Genomic DNA, 21,214 nt, shown 5'->3' with positions numbered 1-21,214 from the left:
GTAAATATGAAATAACTAATAACAGATACTTTATGTACCATATAATAAAATATATGCATTATCAACTAGATAATTAGAACCTAGAAGCAATTTTTAAACGGGGATACTATACTAAATATAGTAATCAAGAAAAACAATTATAAATTGATGATATTTTAAATATGAAATACATTTATATTTTTAATAAATTAGCACTACTTTAACTAGAATAGTTATTTTTTTTACAAATATAAATAGCAAGATATGAAGAATATTATCAGCTATATTTCTAATAAATTATTTTAATAATTTATTCTTATTTATATCTTACAATTATTCTAATTGCACCCAAAACTAATTATTTTTCATATTACCCTGAACCCTCTTGAATCAATATTCAAATTTATTTAGACCTTCCAGATATCTATTTAAACGACAATCAAGATATATTGCTGTTATTAACATAACATATACGGATTAATGTTAAGATATATTATACACGGCATTATTATATAATCCAATCATTTATATCTAAAATTATATCTTGAAAACACACTGAATTCCTCGTTAGATATAAGAAAAAATTTAATTAAATAAACACGAAAAAAATTTTATTTTTTGTATATAACAAAAAATAAAATACCTCTATTCCTGCCAAACAACACTGAAATTAAAAAAATTATACTACCACATAACACTATAGTAGGCCCTGCAGGCAAAAACATATAAAATGATCCAATCAACCCTATCCACGAGCAAAAAAAAGCAATAAATACCGATAACAATAACATATGCATTAAACTCTTAACCCAACACCGAGCTGATAACCCAGGTAACATCATTAAACCAACAGACATTAAAGTACCAGTTACTTGAAAACTCGCTACTAAATTTAACATAACTATTGATAAAAAAAATATTTGAATACATCTCGATACTTCAATATTGTTATCTCTTAAAAAATCTGGGTCAAATGTTTCAATAATTAAAGCTCTGTAAAATAATGCGATAGTAAGTAAAGTTATAGTACTAATGATCCCAATACATTCTAAATTTAATAAATTTACAGATAAAATAGATCCAAATAACAAATCCAACAAATCCACATTAGGACCATGTAACGACATCAATACAACTCCAAATGCCAAAGATCCAAGATAGAGTCCAGCAAAACTAGCATCTTGTTGCAACAATGTTTTTTCGCTAATCCAAGTAGATAATATTGCAACCATTAAACCAGAAATAAATCCTCCTATACTCATTATCATAAATGACATTCCTGAAAAAAAATACCCTATCGCTACGCCCGGTAATATAGCATGAGATAACACATCTCCCACTAAACTCATACGCCTCAACATTAAAAAACTACCTATTGGCGTTATACTGATAGATAATACACAACAAGCAACTATAGCTCTTCGCATATATCCGCAATTAATAAAAGGATCAAATAACATATGAATCATCATAAAAACCTTTTCTTTCCCCGAAATAAATATTCCCATATACATGGATGTATATAATCAGTTCACAATACCATAAAATTAAATTTTTCGCATTTATATGGATGAATTCCAAATACTACGAGAACAAGTTAACAACAATGTATTAGGAAAATATTCAGTTATGAATTCATTATTATTATGTAACGCAGCAATCACAGTGCATCCACGTCTACACAATAGATTTACAGCACGTATCATTATTTTACAAGTATTTATATCAATTCCTTGAAATGGCTCATCAAGTAAAATTAATGATGCTTGCTGAGCCAATATTCTAGCAAATAACATACGTTGCACTTGCCCTCCTGATAAAGTTTCTATATATTGATTTAATACATTTAACAATTTTACCTGACCTAAAGCACGCCAAATTACTGCTCTTTGATGTTGATTCAGTCTTTTTAATAAATTTATTCTCGGCCAACAACCCATAGATACTACGTCGAATACAGTTAATGGAAAATAGGGATCTATATTTCTGTTTTGAGGTAAATAACCCATACGAGGTCTACCTTTTTTTCCAAATTCCAATCGACCGGAAACTGGAGGCAACAACCCAGCTAATGTTTTTAATAAAGTAGATTTTCCTATTCCATTGGGTCCTATAATAGCAATCATGCTACCATACTTGATTCGACCACTTACAGATGGACTAACATTGCGACCACAGTAACCCGCTATTAAGTTATATAATGTCATCATAGTTTTAAATTGTATTATTCATGGCAACAAAGAGGACCAAAGAATGGCAGCCCATGAGCATAACAATACAACCAGTACTATGAGCATACGAATCAAACCTGAAGTAAGAAACAATTTCATACCAATAGACAAACGTTGTTTAGAGTGATACGACAACGATAAATTTCCTTAATAATTTAGTTATGTTATAACATAACATACATGAAACAAAAACCAACTACTTTTTTGTCACTAAAAAGACAAATCAACATATAATCCTTTTAACTTTAATAAATTCATATAAATATTCTAGATTTTTTATGCTACAATTTACATTGTTACTAAAATTATTAGATTTTAATTAAAATAAAACTTACTTTATAAACATATGACATTTTTGTCACAACAGACACAACGTGATTACTATAATTTCAAAATAAAAAATTAAAATTCAATACTTGTTCATCTAGGATTATTTTTTATAATTACTTGATACTGATATAATACTGCCGAAGGCCGGACTCGAACCGGCACGCCATTAAGGTGATTGATTTTGAGTCAATTGCGTCTACCTATTTCGCCACTTCGGCAAAACACGAACATATCTAACAAATCCATCTGATATAAAACTATGCAGCCACTAAAATTTACCAAATTTTTCAAAAGAATTCAATATACAGAATCAATTTCTTCACAATCATTCAATTTAAACATTAGATTTGTAAACATAATACAATTTTTTAACAAGGTATCATTTTAAAAAATATTAAAAATATTTACAAAACCATCTACAAATATGTCATCGTAGCAACATAAACAATTGCTAAATACACATTTAATGGGCTACATTATAATAATGTAATAATTTTTACTTATATCAACCATATCATCACTGACACTGCTTATGCTTATAAAAATACAATCGTATCGTGTGCTCGATTATATCTGTGATTGACGAGCATATTATTCTTAAATACATTTAATATATTTTACTCTTGTATATTTATACATTATAATACAGGGTAAAATAAATATTACATAAAAATTTATTATATGAATAATTTTGATTTCAATTTACTAATAATTCTCAATGCACTACTCGAAGAGTATAGCGTAAACTTAGCGGCAAAAAAATTAAATGTCACTGCTCCAGCTATTAGTAAATCTCTCAACAAAATACGCATTCTATTTAATGATCAAATTTTAGTACGTAGTGGAACTAAATTAATCCCTACGCCTAAAGCAATCTCTCTAAAAGAAAATATTAAAGAATTAGTGAACCGTATTGAATCAATATTCAACAACAACATAGTATTTGAACCTAAAATTACCACTATATCATTTACTATTGCATCGAACAACGCTATTCTTTTTATCCTTAATACCATCTTATTTCAAAAAATGAAAGATAAAGCTCCCAAAGCATTTATTCATTTAGTAAATGACTCAGACTACGATGATAATTTTTTAAGAAACCATACCATAGATTTATATATAGGAGAAATGCGCGCACTTAACCCAGAAATAACTATTCGAACTATCTACGTATCCAAATGTTGTATAATATCTCGGAATCATCATCCTATTTTGTCTCAAACTAAAAATATGGATAATTTATTAAAATATCAATTCATTAAAACCAAACATGAGTATTTAACCAACTCCGATGAACATAGTAAATATTTTTGGTCGGAGCGTAACTTAATTGGTATTACCCCAGAATATATCACTACTGTAAACGCTATAATTCATTCAGATGCACTAGCGATAATACCAGAATTTATATTAACAATGATACAAAAATTAAATATACCAATCACACATTTTAATACTGATTTAAATTTAGGAAAAAAAAGCATTATTCAAGCATGGCATTCTAAACACAACCGCTCTTCCGCTCATAAATGGCTACGAGAATTTACTAAAAAAATATTTTTAACTAGTATAGTATAATAAAATTTATTAAAAATTTTTATGTTCACAAAATTATGAATATATCCGCATAATAATAACACTAATTACCAAAAATATTATACTGGGTGATATTGATCCAATTATTGGAGAAACACTGTGTATAGCACTTAATATTCCAAATATTTGATTTAAAATATAAAATAAAAACCCCGCTATACTTCCTACGAATAATCTAATACCTATCTTTTTTTTATATAATGGGCCAAAAGTAAACGCTAATGCCATTATGGTCATAACGGATCCAGAGATAGGGGATAATATTTTCTTCCAAAAAATCACTTGATAATATTTAGAATTTTGCCCAATCCTATTAAAATATTTAGCGCAATGATATAATTTAGAGATAGATAAAAAATTTGGATGAGTAATCATCATGGATAATCTATATGGGGTTAATTCAGCATTCCATTTAGAATGTGGTATGTTTTTATTAACAACGGATGTTTTTTGAGAAATATCCAATTCATTTACATTAATCAAATGCCATACTTTATCAACAAACACTGCCCGTTCGATATAACATATCTTTTTTAGCTTTCTTTCTTCGTTAAAATTATATAGCTTTACTCCTAACAATTCATTATAGGCTATTACATTTTCAACACAAACAAAATCATTCTTATCTATGAACCACAGATTTTTAATCTTTATAGAAAGTAAAGAAGCATCATGTTGTGATTGATTACGATACATGCACATTATTTTTTCGCTATTAGGCACTATCCATTCATTAGAAATGATACTGCATAATAATACAGGAACAGAAGCTTTTATGACTGATAAAGTGATCTGTAACCTGCTAAATCCAGAAATCTGCATTGCTATAAATTCATTATGTACTTCAAGCATGCACAAACCTAAAAGCCCACCTAATAAAGTAGCTATGGGAAAAAATAATTCAAAATCTTTTGGCAAACTTAAAATCATGTAAATAATAACGTCAAAAAAAGAATGATTTCCTTCTCCTATCTTACGCAATTCATCAATTAATTTAATTACACTAGATAAAGATAATAACACTAAAAAAACCGTTGTTGTACTTGATATTACCGTTTTTACAATGTAATAATTTAAAATGTTGTACATATACACTATGTTTTTATATGATAACGATAACACATTATTAAAACTAATTTTTTTATATAAGAAGTATCCCATGAATTAAGCAATAAAACTATCGATAGATAAATACTATTAATAACCCACATCCATACTATAGGATTTATGTTATCTAAAAGAACACAGGAACGTAATAAAATATGAAAAATAAAAAAAATTATATATAAAAAAACAGTTACCAATAAATTTATTAAATAATTATACGAAACAACAGTAATTAATAACGTTGTGATCATTGGCATAAGAAAAATAGATACTAATAAAGTTAAACGCCAATGTAACTCTGCACGCATCTCTGATTTATTAGAACGCCATAACTGATGCATAAACATATGATCAACAGATTCATTTTTTTCATAAAATGTTTTAATAGTACTATTGATTAACATTTGATACTGAGAAAAATCAGTAATAAGCACATCCTGGCACAACTCACATTTATTATAAATTTCATAATATGTACCTTTTTTTAAAATAATTAATCGGGAGCCATCAGGATTTCTACAAACACTGCCTTGATCTGAAGTAATAATTATAAACATACTGTTATCTTTATCTGGATTTGTTTTTGACAAAAACACATTTTTTAATTTATTTCCCTGAATGCTATCCGAAAATAAAATTAAATATTTAGTAGCCAATGGTTGAAATTTTTTTTCTGACAAAATAACTAAATTAATGTTTTCCTTAATTTTATACAGTAATTTACTTTGATAACTTGAACAATAAGGAGATAACCACGAGATATTAATCATAGTGCATGTAGCAACGATCCCACTAAAAAAAAATATACTTCTTATAAAAATGTATTTATCTACGGCACAAGAATACATAGCTATAATTTCATTATGAGCATGTAATCGATAAAACGTTACTAAAACGCTCAAAAATACGCTAAAGGGAATAAGTAATTTTCCTGATTCTGGCATATTTAATCCAAGACATAGAAAAATCAAATATATTGAAATACCACTATCTATCACCAAACTCAACATTTTGATCAATTTTTGACAAAAACACACTAAAAATAATAATGTTAGAATGATTAACTGATTTCTAAATATTTCTTTCAATATATATTTGGTAAATATCATTATTTTACCTAAAAAACTTGTTTTTAAATAAAAAATAAGTATCGTAATAATAACAGATTGTGGTATTAAAAAATGATACATATTCGTTTTTTATAATGTAAGAAAATTATTCATTACGTTATAAACACAACACAATCTCACCCTGATGTATTTCAATGTTTTATATAAAATATAAAAATTGTAAATATTGTGACTGATTTATTTTTTGAGTATGTCATTTGACATATTTATATACAGGAAATATTATGATAAAATTTAGCGTTACTAGCGGGCATCAAGAATTATATCCTGATAGTTGCATAATTACTGGTACATTTGAAGAATTAAATTTATTTCCTTCAACAAAAAAAATTGATGACGTAAGCAAAGGATACATCAGTTCATTGTTGCGTCGTGGCGCGTTACACGGAAAAGTCGCACAAACGCTCTTATTATACGATGTTCCTCATTTACATAATAGACAAATTTTATTAGTTGGGTGCGGTAAAAAATCTGATTTTGATGAAAATTGTTATAGAAAATTAATTCGAAAAATAACAATCTTATGTAAAGAGATACCTATAATTAAAATATTACTTTTTTTAAGTGAATTAAATATAAAAGGATACGATAATTATTGGAAAATAAGACAAACCATGGAAATCGTTAATGAAGAGTTGTATGTTTTTAATAAATTTAAAAATAGCAAAAAAACTACACTGAATAAATCACTAAATGAAATAATATTACATATACCTAATGAAAATGAATTAGGATGTTGTAAAAAATCTATTAGAGATGGATTATCTATCGTTCATGGAATAAAAATAGCTAAAGACCTAGGAAATATGCCTCCTAATTTTTGTACTCCTGATTACTTTGTAAATCAAGTAAATGAATTATCTAATTGTGATAACGTCACAATAAATATAATCAATGCTTTAGAAATGAAAAAATTAGGTATGAATGCTTATTTAGCGGTAGGAAAAGGGTCTAATTATGCTCCCACAATGCCTATAATTAAATACAGAGGGCATCCTGAAGGGGCTAATGTTCCTCCCATTGTACTTATAGGAAAAGGTTTGACCTTTGATTCTGGTGGAATTTCTATCAAAGAATCAAATAAAATGGACGAAATGAAATATGATATGTGCGGAGCTGCCGTAGTATATGCAATTATGCGTATAGCCATAGAACTAGATTTACCATTAAATATTATCGGAATACTTGCTATTTGTGAAAATATGATAAGTCATACTTCATTTCGTCCAGGTGATATCCTGACTACTTTATCTGGAAAAACAGTGGAGGTATTAAACACCGATGCTGAAGGTCGTTTGGTTCTATGTGATGCATTGACATATGCAGAACGTTATAAACCAGATGTTGTAATAGATATAGCTACATTAACTGGAGCTTGTGTTATCGCTTTAGGACATCATTTTAGCGGTTTAATGTCTAACAACAAAAATTTAGCCGACGAACTAATTCTGGCTGGACAACAATCTAAAGATTATGTTTGGAAATTACCATTAGACGAAGTGTTCCAAAAACAATTAAAATCTACATGTGCGGATATGACAAATGTTGGAGGTAGACCTGGTGGCGCTATTACAGCCGGATGTTTTCTTCATCAGTTTGCCTATAAATATCGTTGGGCCCATTTAGATATTGCTGGAACAGCATGGATATCTGATTATTGTGATAAAAGCGCAACAGGTCGACCCGTTGCGCTTTTATCACAATATCTGATTAATAGATCATCCCATAAAATTTAAATTATCTTTATTAATCAATACTAACTTTATAACAGAATCACACCAAAATAAATTTATATTTTATTTTTATAATCAATTATCATTGATTATAAAAATAATAAAAATTAATAACATATGAAACGAAGTATTTTTTATTTACTATCTCAAGAATTTGAACAAAAAAATAGACCTAATTACATAGAACAGCTTGCTTGTAAGTTAATAAGCACACAATGGAGATCTGGAAAAACCATCTTAGTAACTTGTGAAAATGAACATCAAGCTACAAAAATAGACAAAATATTATGGACATTTGACCAAAATTCATTTGTGCCACATAATCTATTCGGAAAAACCATCCAGCATGCTCCAATCGTCATATACTGGAGTCAATGTTGCTACGATAATCAACCAAAAGATCTATTAATAAACCTTATGCTAAAAAATATGAATTTTTTCTTAAATTTTAACGAAATAATAGATTTCGTTCCCATATCTGACATTTTAAAAAAATGGGCAAGATACAGATACCGATCTTACAAAAGAAATGGATTTCAGGTAAGCGTTGTTAATACACCAACTGAATGAGTAATTATATCGTGGAAAAAATATATAATCCTAAAAACATAGAAGAACCAATTTATAAATTTTGGGAATATGGAGACTACTTTAGTCCCCATGGAAATACATCTCAAGAAAGTTATTGCATTATGATGCCTCCTCCTAATATTACAGGACAATTACATCTCGGACATGCATTTCAACAAACTATTATGGATGTTTTGATTCGTTATCAAAGAATGCAAGGAAAGAATACTTTATGGCAAACAGGAACAGATCATGCTGGAATTGCCACTCAAATGCTAGTAGAACATAAAATTTATAATAATACAGGTAAAACTAGACATGATTACACACGAGATGAATTAATAAAAAATATTTGGGCATGGAAAAGTCAATCTGAACAGTTTATTACTTACCAAATGAAACGATTAGGAAATTCAGTAGATTGGAAACGACAACGTTTCACCATGGACACAGAAATGTCTTATGCAGTAACAGAAGCTTTTATTCGATTATATCGAAAAAATTTAATTTATAGAGGAAAAAGGTTAGTAAACTGGGATTGTAAATTACAAACCGCAATTTCTGATCTAGAAGTTATAAATAAAAAAACAAAAGGCTCTATATGGTATATATATTATAAATTAGATAATGCTACTATCAGTTCGAATTCTCATCACTTAATTGTCGCAACAACGCGACCAGAAACTATGTTAGGAGATACTGCCGTTGCAGTGCACCCGGAAGATACCCGCTATAAAAATTATATTGGACAATACGTTATTGCACCCATAACTAACAGACGTATTCCTATTATTTCTGACAAAAACGTAGACATGTTTAAAGGCACTGGTTGTCTTAAGATTACTCCTGCCCATGATTTTAATGATTATATTATAGGAAAAAGACATGGATTGCCTATGATAAATATTTTTTCACTTAATGGCAAAATTCTTAAAAAACTAGAAGTATTTAACAGTTCTGGACAACTTACCGATCAATTATACTGCAAAATTCCCCAAATATTCCATAATCTTGACAGTGATAATGCACGAAAAAAAATAATTTCCGAATGCAATGCACTTAAATTGTTACATAATATAGAACCTCACGATTTAACAATTCCATATAGTGATCGCACTGGCACTATAATTGAACCCATGTTAACTGATCAGTGGTATATACGCGTTAAACATTTAACACAACACGCGATAGACGCGGTAAATTTAAATATAATTAATTTCGTTCCGAAACAATATAAAAATATGTATTTCAGTTGGATGAACAACCTTCAAGATTGGTGCATCTCTCGTCAAATCTGGTGGGGACATAAAATCCCTGCTTGGTATGATGATAACAACACAATATACGTAGGATACTGCGAAAAAGATATCAGAATAAAAAATAAATTAAATAATAACGTAATATTGCATAGAGAGAAAGATGTATTAGATACATGGTTTTCTTCAAGTCTTTGGACATTTGCTGCTTTAGGTTGGCCCAAAAATACTAATTTATTAAATGTATTTCATCCTACTAATATTATAATCAGTGGATTTGACATCATATTTTTTTGGATCGCACGAATGATTATGTTAACTATGCATTTCATTAAAAATGATAACGGATCGGCACAAATTCCTTTTAAAACTGTATATATTACTGGTCTTATACGCGACGAATTAGGTCAAAAAATGTCTAAATCTAAGGGAAATATTATTGATCCAATAGACATAATAGATGGTATTTCAATAGAAAATTTATTAAAAAAACGTACAAAAAACATGTTACAACCGCAATTATCTAAGCATATTATAAATAATACTATAAAACAATTTCCTAATGGAATTAAACCTCACGGAACTGATGCTTTACGATTTACATTGGTAGCATTAGCATCATCTGGACGCGATATACATTGGGATATGCAACGACTAACAGGTTATCGTAATTTTTGCAATAAATTATGGCATGCTAGTCGCTTTGTTCTTATGCATACCAAAAATCAAGATTGTGGTATATCTATCAATATCAATGAAAAATCATTTTCCTTAGCAGATCGTTGGATCATTACAAAATTTCATCAAACAGTACAAATTTTTCATAAAAAATTAGAAATTTATCGTTTTGATGAAATAGCAAATATTTTACATGAATTTATTTGGCATCAGTTTTGTGATTGGTATCTAGAATTAACGAAACCAATACTTTATCATGGAAATGCATTAGAACTAAGAGGTACACGTTACACATTAATCACATTATTAGAATCATTACTGCGATTAACACACCCAATTATTCCTTTTATTACAGAAAAGATTTGGCAAGAAGTTAAAACAGTTACTGGGAATAACGGAACAACTATCATGTTACAACCATTTCCAAAATATGATGAATCAGTGATTGACATGAAATCCGTAATAGATATTGAATGGATTAAAAACGCCGTTTTAGCAATACGTACCGCTCGTGTAAACATGAATATATCATATAATATACCCCTACAGATAGTATTTAGAGATACTTCATCAGAAGTTAAAAAACGCATTACAGAAAATTCCAAAATTTTATGTCATATTGCTCAATTAAAAAGTATCCATTTCATATCAAAAGGCACAATCTATCCAAAATCAATGACAATGCCTTTAGATTCATCAGAACTATTAATACGTATACCAGACACATTTAACAAAGAAAACGAAATAAATAGATTAAAAAAAGAATCAGAATTAATAAATCGTAAAATTGAAACAATACAAAAACTACTAGATGACAATAATTTCATTAATCAGGCGCCAAAATCTGTCATCAAAGACAAACAAGCACTATTAAATTATTATGAACTAATTCAAAATAAATTGATTGATCAATGTGCTATCATGAAGAAACTGTAATTATTTTATATAACAATATCTAAATAAAATAACTTGGAGAATAAATTTTCTATTCGTATTTTAAGTATTAAAAATTTAATAATAAATTTATTTCTTTATTTTTAATTAATTGTTAAATAATTGTCACGCTATGTTTCATCAAAATTAATTTCTACACATTTAAAAAACTTAAATTTAATATAATAAAATTTTTTTTAAATGACATTTTGCATTGAAATATAAATAACCACATTATCTATATAAATATCAACAGATAGGTAAATGTCATATGAATCAATTATATAAACGGTCTTTTTTACGATTAATAGATTTCACTATAAATGAAATTTATTATCTATTACAATTATCCAGTTATTTAAAACACCAAAAAAATACACATACTGAAATTAAAAAATTAAACGGCAAAAACATTGTACTCATCTTCGAAAACCATTCAACTAGAACAAGATGTGCTTTTGAAGTAGCAGCATTTGATCAAGGCGCGTGTGTGACCTGCTTGACTCCAAATATTAGTCAAATTGGGCATAAAGAATCTATTAAAGATACTGCTAAAATATTAGGAAGGATGTATCATGGGATTCAATATCGTGGTTATAGTCAAGATACAGTTACTACATTTGCACAATATTCTGGAGTACCAGTATGGAATGGACTTACTGTGAAATTTCATCCAACACAATTACTTGCTGATCTTATGACTATGAAAGAACAACTACCCCATAAAATGTTTCATCAAATGAAATTAGCCTATATAGGAGATGCAAAAAACAACATCAGTAATTCTTTATTAGAAGCTGCCGCAATAATGGGATTCGATTTAAGATTAGTATCACCTAAAATATTTTGGCCAACACAAGAGCTATTTATAAAGTGTCAAAATATTGCACAACGTAATAATGGAAATATCACGCTTACTGAAGATATCCCTATCGGAATAAAGGACGTAGATTTTCTATACACTGATGTATGGGTATCTATGGGAGAAAATGAAAAAGTATGGAAAGAACGTATTTCTTTATTATCTCCATATCAAGTAAATCATCGTATGATCCAAAATACCAATAATCCAAATGTAAAATTTTTACATTGTTTACCGGCATTACACAACAGTGAAACCACTATTGGTAAAAAAATAGCACGACAATATAATTTAAAAAATGGAATAGAAGTAACAAATGACATATTCGAATCTCCGTATAGTGTAGTGTTTGATCAAGCCGAAAATCGTTTGCATACTGTCAAAGCTCTGATTCTGGCAACATTACTTCCTGATTCCACTAATTTTAATCAATAGTAATAGAATAGGATTCTATTATTTTTTATATAAATACTAAAAATAATACCTTATTTTTAACGCAAATTCATTAGGATAAATTATATGCTTCAGGTTATCAGTACAAAAAAATCTCCCATCCCTCTTGGACCTTATGTGCAAGCGATAGACATAGGAAACATAACATTTGTATCTGGGCAAATAGGAATGCGCCCAGATACAAATGTTATCCCCGACAACATTTACGATCAAACGTATCAATCACTAGAAAATATCAAAAATATCATAGAAACCGCTGGTCTACAAATCAATAATATTATTAAAACTACATTATTCATTGTTGATATCAATGATATTCCTACTATAAATGTCAGCTATATGAAATTTTTTCATTCATCTTCTTTACATGAAGATATAATTTTACCAACACGTTCCTGTGTAGAGGTTTCTAGATTACCAAAGAATGCTAAAATAGAAATCGATGCTATTGCTACACGTATTTTATAAATTTAATAATAATCGTGAAAATAAAACACTAATAAACAACAAACGAACAAATTATTTCGCATAATCCCTATTATTATAGAAATGCTCTCACGGTTATTTATTAAAAATAAAAAGCATATAAATAAATACAGACGCGATATAGTTTATGTTTTTGTCTGTATTTATTTATATAAAAACAACATAGTCATAATATGACTGAAATTTTTTCATCATTATTGCATACATTCTTTCTTTCAAAAAGAAAGATCTGATAATACCAAATACTGTATAATCTAATCTTATTCTTGCAATAATTACGAATAATAAACATATTATTCATTTAGATAGCATCTCTGATTCATATATCAGAGCTTGTTCTGTATCATACTGATTCTCCCACTTTGCAATTACTAACACCGCTAAAGCATTGCCTATAACATTTAACGCTGTACGACCCATGTCTAAAACCCTATCCACACCTGCTATAAACGCCAACCCTTCCAATGGAATACCTACGCTACCTAATGTAGCTAACAATACTACAAAGGAAACTCCTGGAACACCAGCGATACCTTTAGAAGTGATCATTAAAGTCAATACTAAAATAATTTCCTGACTTAAAGATAATTCAATACCATATAATTGTGCAATGAAAATAGCAGCAATACTTTGATATAAAGTTGATCCATCTAAATTAAAAGAATAACCAGTAGGCACTACAAATCCAGTGATAGTTGATGGAGCTCCATAAGCTTCCATTTTTTCTATAATACGTGGTAATACAGTTTCTGAACTAGCAGTAGAAAAAGATAAAATCAGTTCTTCTTTTAAAATACAAATTAATTTCCAAATTCTAAGATTGCATATGCGTGCCACTATACCTAATACTACTAATGCAAAAAAAACAATAGCACCATAAACTAATAATACAAGTTTAGTAAGAGGCAACAAAGAGCTGAATCCAAAAGTCGCAACTGTAACTGAAATTAAAGCAAACACCCCAATAGGAGCATAACGCATCACTATATGTGTTACTTCGAACATAGTATCCGCTACAGAATTAAAAATGTCCAATAATGGAGTTTTAGTTTTTTCTGGCAATGTAGCTAATCCAAGTCCAAAAATTACCGAGAAAAAAATAACTGGTAACATATCTCCTTTAGCCATAGAATTAATAATATTCGAAGGAATCAACGATAACATAGTATTTACCAAATTTGACTGTATTTCAGATGTAGTTTGCTCGTACATTGAAATATCCGTTTTCGAAAGAAGAGACATGTCAATTCCATAACCAGGATGCAACAAATTAGCAAAAGCTACACCAAGTACTATAGCAAGTGTTGTAATAATCTCGAAATAAATAATAGTCTTTAAACCAATACTTCCCAATTTTCTTGCATCTCCAATACCAGCGATTCCAACCACCAATGTAGCCATTACAATGGGAACCACGATCATTTTTATCATACGAATAAAAATTTCTCCAGCTGGAGAAAGAAATGTCGTGATCATCCAATCTTTTAATTCTGTTTGATTATGCAATACAATTCCTAAAACAATACCCAAGTTTAAAGCAAAAAAAATTTTCCAAGCAAGGGTAATTTTAAACTTTCTAATCATCATAGTTACCCCTTAATTAAAATGAGTTATTTTTTTATTTCACATCAATCCGGAATTAATTATATCAACTGATTTAAATTCTCTTCCAAAAAATCCCCATTAAACAACACAAACGTACGCCAAGAAACTGCTAACTAAATATAAATTAATTTATAGAAAATTTCTTAACCTTCATATCAAAAAAAATGTCACATAACCTATAAATTATTTATTAAACACAATCACTTGAAAAAACAAAACTCAACGCAACATCTTTTTATGTGCATTGAGTAATATATATACTGAACATCTAAAATTATATATCAACTATTTATAAAAACTTACAACGAGACACAAGAACACTAACATTAATATCTATAACTTCCAAAATAGAGATATACCCTTAACAATTTTTTAAATTACCTTTTCAACAAAGGATAAGATCATCCATCGTTTAAGTCAACTGGTTTACGTAATTAAATATTCATAAAAAATTTCATTTTTATTAACAAATTATATCTTGCGTTAATATGTAACAACCATAACAATAATAATATATTTTATAATATATGTAATCGCGCTTTACTATATCAAAAACTATGACAATGGAATATGTGTGATCTTTACATCAATTCCTGTTAATTCCTTAAAATTTCTCAGCATTAATGATATAAATATTTATAAAAATTGCAATCACCCTTATTAAATAAGGTAATATTATTCATTCTCTGCTAATAAAGCTTCTAAAAAATCTAAGTCGCGTAACAATTTAGTTAACGTTTCATTACTAATTTTTTGTTGCGCACGTAAATGATAATATTCTCCTCTTTCAGCACGTAATGCGTTTAACCTCATCCGTCTCTCTAACTCTTCAGTTAACATAGAATTTACATCATTATTTCCGTCTATACGACGGCGTAAATTACCTATAACACGTGCGCTTACCTCATTAATAATTTGACTATCAATATTTTCTTCTTGGCTATGCATTAACCGTTCTTCTAGTTTATATAAACTTTCAATAGCTACTTCTGCTGCTATAGCCCGTGCCATACGCTCTTCTTTTCGTTGTAATAATTTATCAGATACTATAATTCCCTGCAACAACCACGGAAGAACAATTACACCACATAATAAAGAGAATAAAATAACACCAGTGGCAATAAAAACTAATTGATAACGAAACGGAAAAGCTGATCCATCTCTTAAAAAAAGTGGTATTGAAAGTACTCCTGCTAATGTAATAGCACCCCGTACTCCAGCAAAAGAAGCAATTAAAATTTCTCGTACACTATATTCGCTAAATACCATTGGACGTTTAGTCATAAAATATAAACTTATATTTTTCATTAACCACAACCATCCAAATCTAAGTATCATTAATGCGAAATAAATAAGAATTACATATACAAATAACATCCATGTTTTAGTAGTTGGATCCATTGCTGCTTGTGAAATAGAAGTCGATAAAATATCTGGTAATTGCAATCCCAGCATAATAAACACCATACCATTAAACACAAACTCTAACATTGTCCAAACACTATTTCCCCTCAAACGCATAGCTAACGGGGCATTACGGATTATTCCTGATTGGCCAATAGTCATTCCTGAGGCAACTGACGATAATATTCCAGATACTCCAATATGCTCAGCAACTAAATATGCCGCAAAAGGTAACAATAAAAGAAGTATTGTTTGAGTTGCAGGATCACCACCACTCCAATGAGTAATAAACCTTAATGATTTACTATATCCCCAAGTAACAGCTATCCCCGTTAATAAACCACCCATAGATATTTTAATAAATTCTATAGAAGCTCCGCTCACACTGAAAACCATAGTGCCCATAGCTACTGAAATAGCAAATTTAAGAGATACTAATCCTGACGCATCATTCATCAAAGCTTCTCCTTGAAGAATGTCCATAAGCTTTTTAGAAATACGTCCCTCTCCTACGATACCTGAAAGCGCTACTGCATCAGTTGGAGATAAAACCGCTGCCAGTGCTAACGCTGCTACAAGAGGCATGTCTGGTATCATCCAATGAATTAAATATCCAATACCAACCACAGTAATAATTACCAACACCAATGCTAATATAACAATTTCACCTCCATGACGTAAAAACTCACGCATTGGGGTTTTCCAACCATCGGAGAATAATAACGGGGGGATAAAAAGCAATAAAAATAGCTCAGGATTAAAATCTACATGTAATCCAAATCTAGGCCAAGCTAATAAAGCCCCTAATACAATTTGCATGAGAGGCAATGGCATTTGAAACGGCAAAATTCGTGTTATAACTCCTGAAATAGAGACAGCTAAAGTAAGAATCAGAATCGTAAAAAAAATCTCCATACTTTAAATCTCAATCATATCCAAAAAAATAAGTATTTTTCTACAAATATAGTATTTATTTTTTATATGTACTTCATATTGTGAATAAGCATGGCACACCTATAAAGTGTTAAACAAAATGATAAAATTATATATGAATATATGCGACCTTTAATTATACACTACTCATAAGAAATGAAATATTTTTATATTTACTCTAACAATATAAATTTTATAATTTTGTTATTTAAGTACAATCAGTATAGTACTGATATGTAATACTATACTGATCGCAACATCCTAGATATATATTTTGCAATAGGTTTAGGAACATTTAACACGCTTTAATATAATTACATGGATTGAATACCAGCAAGAACATAAGTACATATTTGATGTGCTTTTATGTTTAAAAAACACAACAATAATATCAAATATTTTAGTATACTACGCATGTTGTGTTTATAAGTGTATATGAACGTAAAAAATAATTATTGAAAAATCCAACCTATACCGCCTATACAATAATGAAAATGACTCATTAATTTTTAATACATTTAACCCATCTAAAAAGGAATATCCTCGTCATCGAAATTAACATCGGCCGGGTCACCCACTGATACATCATTCGATATGGTTTTATCGCCGCTATTCATTACATTCTGATTATCTAACGATACATTTTCTCCTGAATGACGACTACCCAACATTTGCATTGCGCCTCCGATATTAACAATAATTTCAGTAATATACCGATCTTGTCCATTTTGATTTTGCCATTTTCTAGTTTTTAACGATCCTTCAATATATACCTGAGAACCTTTATGCAGATATTCTGATGCAATTTCTGCTAATTTCCCAAATAACACCACACGATGCCACTCAGTTTTTTCTTTAAATTCGTTAGTTTGTTTATCTTTCCAGGATTCAGTAGTAGCTACTGAAATATTAGTAACCATACTACCACTAGACATATAACGAACTGCTGGCTCCTGACCGAGATACCCTATTAAAATAACTTTATTAATTCCCCTATTAGCCACAACTCCTCCATTCATTACATCGTATGGTTTATTTTTAATATTTTATTAACGTAATCACGCTATTGCCGTTTAATAAACCCGTATATTTAATATACTTAAATAAAAATCAATATTATTACTAATATCTTTACAAAAAACCCACGCAATAAAATGCATGATATTAAAAATCAATATTCTTCACTTAACACCGCACTATATTAGTAAAAATAATTTAAAATTATTTAATGTATTTATGAACAAATGTAAATCATATTTACAATAAATATATAATAGTAAATTTCAAATAATCATTCATTCCATGTGTTATATTTGTTACAGTATAAAATATATTAAAAATAATATACATACATTATGGCCATTTTTTATAAAACAGATACCAAAACTTTATCATAGAATAAATACATAAATTATTTCATATAATAATATCTATAACCAATCCATATCACTAATAGAATATTAATATTGACCAGATTTAACATAGTTATCAAATCGAGAACATTTTCCGTTAAACATCAATCGTATAGTGCCAATGGGACCATTCCGTTGTTTCCCTAGAATAATTTCAGCAATCCCTTTCATTTCACTGTTTTCATGATACACTTCATCACGATAAATAAATAAAATAAGATCAGCATCTTGTTCAATTGCTCCGGATTCACGCAAATCTGAGTTAACGGGATGCTTGTCAGTGCGTTGTTCTAAACCTCTGTTTAACTGAGAAATCGCTATGACTGGTACTTTCAATTCCTTAGCTAAAGCTTTTAACGATCGAGAAATTTCTGAAATTTCTAATGTGCGATTATTAGATAAAGACGGTACTCTCATTAATTGTAAATAATCAATCATAATTAAACTCAAACCATCATGTTCACGGAACAACCTACGAGCCCGTCCACGCACTTCAGCAGGTGTTAAACACGAGGAATCATCAATATATATATTACGCTTTTCCAAAAGAAGTTCCATAGCACTAGTAATTCTTTCTCGGTCTTCATTATTCAGTCGTCCCGTGCGAATACGTACTTGATCAACTCGAGATAATGAAGCTAACATACGTATCATAATTTGATCGCCAGGCATTTCTAAACTAAATATCAATACTGGTTTTTTTTCAGTCATTGCGGCATGTTCACACAAATTCATAGCAAAAGCAGTTTTTCCCATAGAAGGGCGAGCGGCAATAATTATAAGATCAGATTTTTGTAAACCATCAGTTTTTTTATCCAAGTCTCTATATCCGCTAGAAACACCAGTAACACCATATTTTGGTCTATTACATACCTGCTCAATATGAGCGACTGTCTTTTCTAAAATATGGTCTATTCCTTTTGGATTAATATTATGATTGCTTTTACTATGTGAAATTTGAAAAATGAGAGATTCAGCTAAATCTAATAGCTCATCACTGCTTCGGCCTTGAGGATTATATCCGGCATCAGCAATTTTATTTGCTATAGAAATCATTGCGCGTATTACTGATCGTTCGCGTACTATATCTGCATATGCAACTACATTAGAAGCACTGGGAACATTCTTTGATAATTCTGCTAAATACGCAAATCCTCCTACTAATTCCAATTTTCCTTGAATCTCTAAAGATTCTGACAGTGTTATTAAGTCAATAGGTTTATTTGTTTCCAGTAAACGTTTCATTTCAGTAAAAATAATTCTATGAGCATAATTAAAAAAATCATCAGAATTTATTTGTACTGATATATATTCCCATTGAGTATTATCTAACATTAAACCACCTAACATTGATTGTTCAGCTTCTAATGAATACGGTGGTATTTTCATATTATTTACTTGCTGATCATGAGAAACATGCATTTTTAATATTTTCCCCGCATAAATTTCTATTTTCCTTAACAAGAAATATCTAAATTTTAAACACGAAAAATTTAATTTCCACTATTACAATACCATATAAAACACCTAAAATAATTACACTGATATAAATCATAAAACCATATTTACAGACATCATGCGTACATACATTAGAGTTATTTAAAATAATATAAATAAAATTAAAAAATACACTGTTATATTAAATAATCTCAGCATTTTTTATTAACGTAATTTGAAAATACTTACAGTTTATTAATGAATTAAAAACATACAACAAATAAACATCTGTTATAAACGAAAAATAACATCGCTTATGTGTAATTATCCTGTAATATCATTCATATTCGTTTACTGTAAACTGTATACTTATAAATACAAAAGATGTATTTATTTTATAAATCCATAATTTTTTATATACTATATAATTACTTTTTAGCATCATCTTTTCAGTACATACCTAATAATTTTTTATTTATACGTCCTATGCTGATAGCAATACAAACACATCATTAATAATTAAGGAACAGTATGAATACTAATATCCAAAAAATATTAACTCAAATTAAAAAACTATGCGAACAACGATGCGTGCGTTTGACACCGCAACGCTTGGCTGTATTACGATTGATGTCCCAATATAACGGAGCTATAAGCGCTTATGATTTACTGCATTTACTGCGACAATCTTCACTACCTCATGCAAAACCTTCTACTATTTATCGTGCTTTAAATTTTCTATTAGCACAAGGATTTATTCATCGCATTGAATCTACCAATAGTTTTATGTTATGCCGCTATTTTTTTGAATTATCACATAATTTTGCTTTCTTTATTTGTAAGAGTTGCAAACAAGTTACCGAACAAACTACAAAAGGAATCGAAGAAATTTTACAAAATACGGCTAAAATTACAGGATTTACTATGTTTAATAATGTTATTGAAGCACACGGACTATGTCCGAAATGTATTACCCTTGAATTGCGACCACATTTTAAACCCTAATTATTTTAATATATGTAATGACATTAATAAAATACTAATATATACGTCATTAATTAACGTAATGACACGCA

15 protein-coding genes and 1 tRNA gene are annotated in these 21,214 nt (G+C 29.0%); 7 read left to right on the top strand and 9 right to left on the bottom strand.

Translation table 11 applies throughout. The features are described from left to right. Nucleotides 1-590 precede the first annotated feature (590 nt). From BPEN_RS00205 to BPEN_RS00195, 3 genes are all read right to left on the bottom strand, one after another. Nucleotides 591-1,451 carry a metal ABC transporter permease gene (locus BPEN_RS00205; protein ID WP_011282596.1) on the bottom strand — a complete coding sequence of 287 codons (861 nt, stop codon included), beginning with the start codon at nt 1,449-1,451 and terminating at the stop codon, nt 591-593. A 90-nt stretch (nt 1,452-1,541) separates the two neighbouring features. Then, complete coding sequence (locus BPEN_RS00200) at nt 1,542-2,189, bottom strand: metal ABC transporter ATP-binding protein (protein WP_011282595.1); 648 nt, start codon at nt 2,187-2,189, stop codon at nt 1,542-1,544. A 486-nt stretch (nt 2,190-2,675) separates the two neighbouring features. After that, a tRNA-Leu gene (locus BPEN_RS00195) sits at nt 2,676-2,758 on the bottom strand. 463 nt (nt 2,759-3,221) lie between these two features. Here BPEN_RS00195 and BPEN_RS00190 point away from each other — a divergent pair. After that, entirely contained in the window at nt 3,222-4,121 is a 900-nt protein-coding gene (locus tag BPEN_RS00190; protein ID WP_011282593.1) for a LysR family transcriptional regulator, read from the top strand. Nucleotides 4,122-4,154: 33 nt separating this feature from the next. Here the strand turns inward: BPEN_RS00190 and lptG are convergent, their stop codons facing one another. Next, the gene (lptG, locus tag BPEN_RS00185; RefSeq protein ID WP_011282592.1) at nt 4,155-5,228 is read right to left on the bottom strand and encodes an LPS export ABC transporter permease LptG; all 1,074 of its coding nucleotides are present in this window, start codon (nt 5,226-5,228) and stop codon (nt 4,155-4,157) included. 5 nt (nt 5,229-5,233) lie between these two features. Beyond that, nucleotides 5,234-6,355: an LPS export ABC transporter permease LptF gene (gene lptF / locus BPEN_RS00180; protein ID WP_011282591.1), complete on the bottom strand. Its 1,122-nt coding sequence runs from the start codon at nt 6,353-6,355 to the stop codon at nt 5,234-5,236. Nucleotides 6,356-6,600: 245 nt separating this feature from the next. On the opposite strand from lptF, the gene BPEN_RS00175 reads away from it, so the two are divergent. From BPEN_RS00175 to BPEN_RS00155, 5 genes are all read left to right on the top strand, one after another. After that, nucleotides 6,601-8,112, top strand: coding sequence for a leucyl aminopeptidase (locus BPEN_RS00175; protein ID WP_011282590.1), 1,512 nt, complete (start codon nt 6,601-6,603; stop codon nt 8,110-8,112). Nucleotides 8,113-8,226: 114 nt separating this feature from the next. After that, entirely contained in the window at nt 8,227-8,679 is a 453-nt protein-coding gene (locus BPEN_RS00170; protein WP_011282589.1) for a DNA polymerase III subunit chi, read from the top strand. Nucleotides 8,680-8,690: 11 nt separating this feature from the next. Beyond that, complete coding sequence (locus BPEN_RS00165) at nt 8,691-11,549, top strand: valine--tRNA ligase (RefSeq protein WP_041567548.1); 2,859 nt, start codon at nt 8,691-8,693, stop codon at nt 11,547-11,549. Between the two features lie 268 nt (nt 11,550-11,817). Then, nucleotides 11,818-12,843: an ornithine carbamoyltransferase gene (gene argF, locus BPEN_RS00160; RefSeq protein WP_011282587.1), complete on the top strand. Its 1,026-nt coding sequence runs from the start codon at nt 11,818-11,820 to the stop codon at nt 12,841-12,843. Between the two features lie 84 nt (nt 12,844-12,927). Beyond that, a complete protein-coding gene (locus tag BPEN_RS00155; RefSeq protein WP_011282586.1) occupies nt 12,928-13,329 on the top strand; it encodes a Rid family detoxifying hydrolase in 402 nt (133 codons plus the stop codon). Nucleotides 13,330-13,644: 315 nt separating this feature from the next. Here the strand turns inward: BPEN_RS00155 and gltP are convergent, their stop codons facing one another. The 4 genes from gltP to dnaB all read right to left on the bottom strand — a co-directional run bounded on the left by gltP (nt 13,645) and on the right by dnaB (nt 20,123). Then, the gene (gene gltP, locus BPEN_RS00150; RefSeq protein WP_011282585.1) at nt 13,645-14,934 is read right to left on the bottom strand and encodes a glutamate/aspartate:proton symporter GltP; all 1,290 of its coding nucleotides are present in this window, start codon (nt 14,932-14,934) and stop codon (nt 13,645-13,647) included. Between the two features lie 693 nt (nt 14,935-15,627). Further along, nucleotides 15,628-17,271 (bottom strand): Na+/H+ antiporter, encoded by a 1,644-nt coding sequence (locus BPEN_RS00145; RefSeq protein WP_011282584.1) that lies wholly within the window; start codon nt 17,269-17,271, stop codon nt 15,628-15,630. A 545-nt stretch (nt 17,272-17,816) separates the two neighbouring features. Beyond that, nucleotides 17,817-18,293, bottom strand: a complete 477-nt coding sequence (gene ssb / locus BPEN_RS00140) for a single-stranded DNA-binding protein (RefSeq protein ID WP_041567546.1) — start codon at nt 18,291-18,293, stop codon at nt 17,817-17,819. A gap of 456 nt (nt 18,294-18,749) precedes the next feature. Further along, a complete protein-coding gene (gene dnaB / locus BPEN_RS00135; protein WP_041567527.1) occupies nt 18,750-20,123 on the bottom strand; it encodes a replicative DNA helicase in 1,374 nt (457 codons plus the stop codon). Between the two features lie 546 nt (nt 20,124-20,669). Here dnaB and zur point away from each other — a divergent pair. Beyond that, a complete protein-coding gene (gene zur, locus BPEN_RS00130) occupies nt 20,670-21,143 on the top strand; it encodes a zinc uptake transcriptional repressor Zur (protein WP_011282581.1) in 474 nt (157 codons plus the stop codon). The last annotated feature ends 71 nt before the right edge of the window (nt 21,144-21,214 follow it).

It is taken from the genome of Candidatus Blochmanniella pennsylvanica str. BPEN, assembly GCF_000011745.1.
Lineage (GTDB): Bacteria > Pseudomonadota > Gammaproteobacteria > Enterobacterales > Enterobacteriaceae > Blochmanniella > Blochmanniella pennsylvanica.
The sequence above is the reverse complement of the archived record's forward strand: the minus strand, read 5'-3'. Positions and strand labels throughout refer to the sequence as shown.

Coding starts and splice junctions, on each gene's coding strand:
- BPEN_RS00205 (WP_011282596.1), bottom strand. CDS start 1,451: ATGATGATTCATATGTTATTTGATCCTTTTATTAATTGCGGATATATG.
- BPEN_RS00200 (WP_011282595.1), bottom strand. CDS start 2,189: ATGATGACATTATATAACTTAATAGCGGGTTACTGTGGTCGCAATGTT.
- BPEN_RS00190 (WP_011282593.1), top strand. CDS start 3,222: ATGAATAATTTTGATTTCAATTTACTAATAATTCTCAATGCACTACTC.
- lptG (WP_011282592.1), bottom strand. CDS start 5,228: ATGTACAACATTTTAAATTATTACATTGTAAAAACGGTAATATCAAGT.
- lptF (WP_011282591.1), bottom strand. CDS start 6,355: ATGATATTTACCAAATATATATTGAAAGAAATATTTAGAAATCAGTTA.
- BPEN_RS00175 (WP_011282590.1), top strand. CDS start 6,601: ATGATAAAATTTAGCGTTACTAGCGGGCATCAAGAATTATATCCTGAT.
- BPEN_RS00170 (WP_011282589.1), top strand. CDS start 8,227: ATGAAACGAAGTATTTTTTATTTACTATCTCAAGAATTTGAACAAAAA.
- argF (WP_011282587.1), top strand. CDS start 11,818: ATGAATCAATTATATAAACGGTCTTTTTTACGATTAATAGATTTCACT.
- BPEN_RS00155 (WP_011282586.1), top strand. CDS start 12,928: ATGCTTCAGGTTATCAGTACAAAAAAATCTCCCATCCCTCTTGGACCT.
- gltP (WP_011282585.1), bottom strand. CDS start 14,934: ATGATGATTAGAAAGTTTAAAATTACCCTTGCTTGGAAAATTTTTTTT.
- BPEN_RS00145 (WP_011282584.1), bottom strand. CDS start 17,271: ATGGAGATTTTTTTTACGATTCTGATTCTTACTTTAGCTGTCTCTATT.
- dnaB (WP_041567527.1), bottom strand. CDS start 20,123: ATGCATGTTTCTCATGATCAGCAAGTAAATAATATGAAAATACCACCG.
- zur (WP_011282581.1), top strand. CDS start 20,670: ATGAATACTAATATCCAAAAAATATTAACTCAAATTAAAAAACTATGC.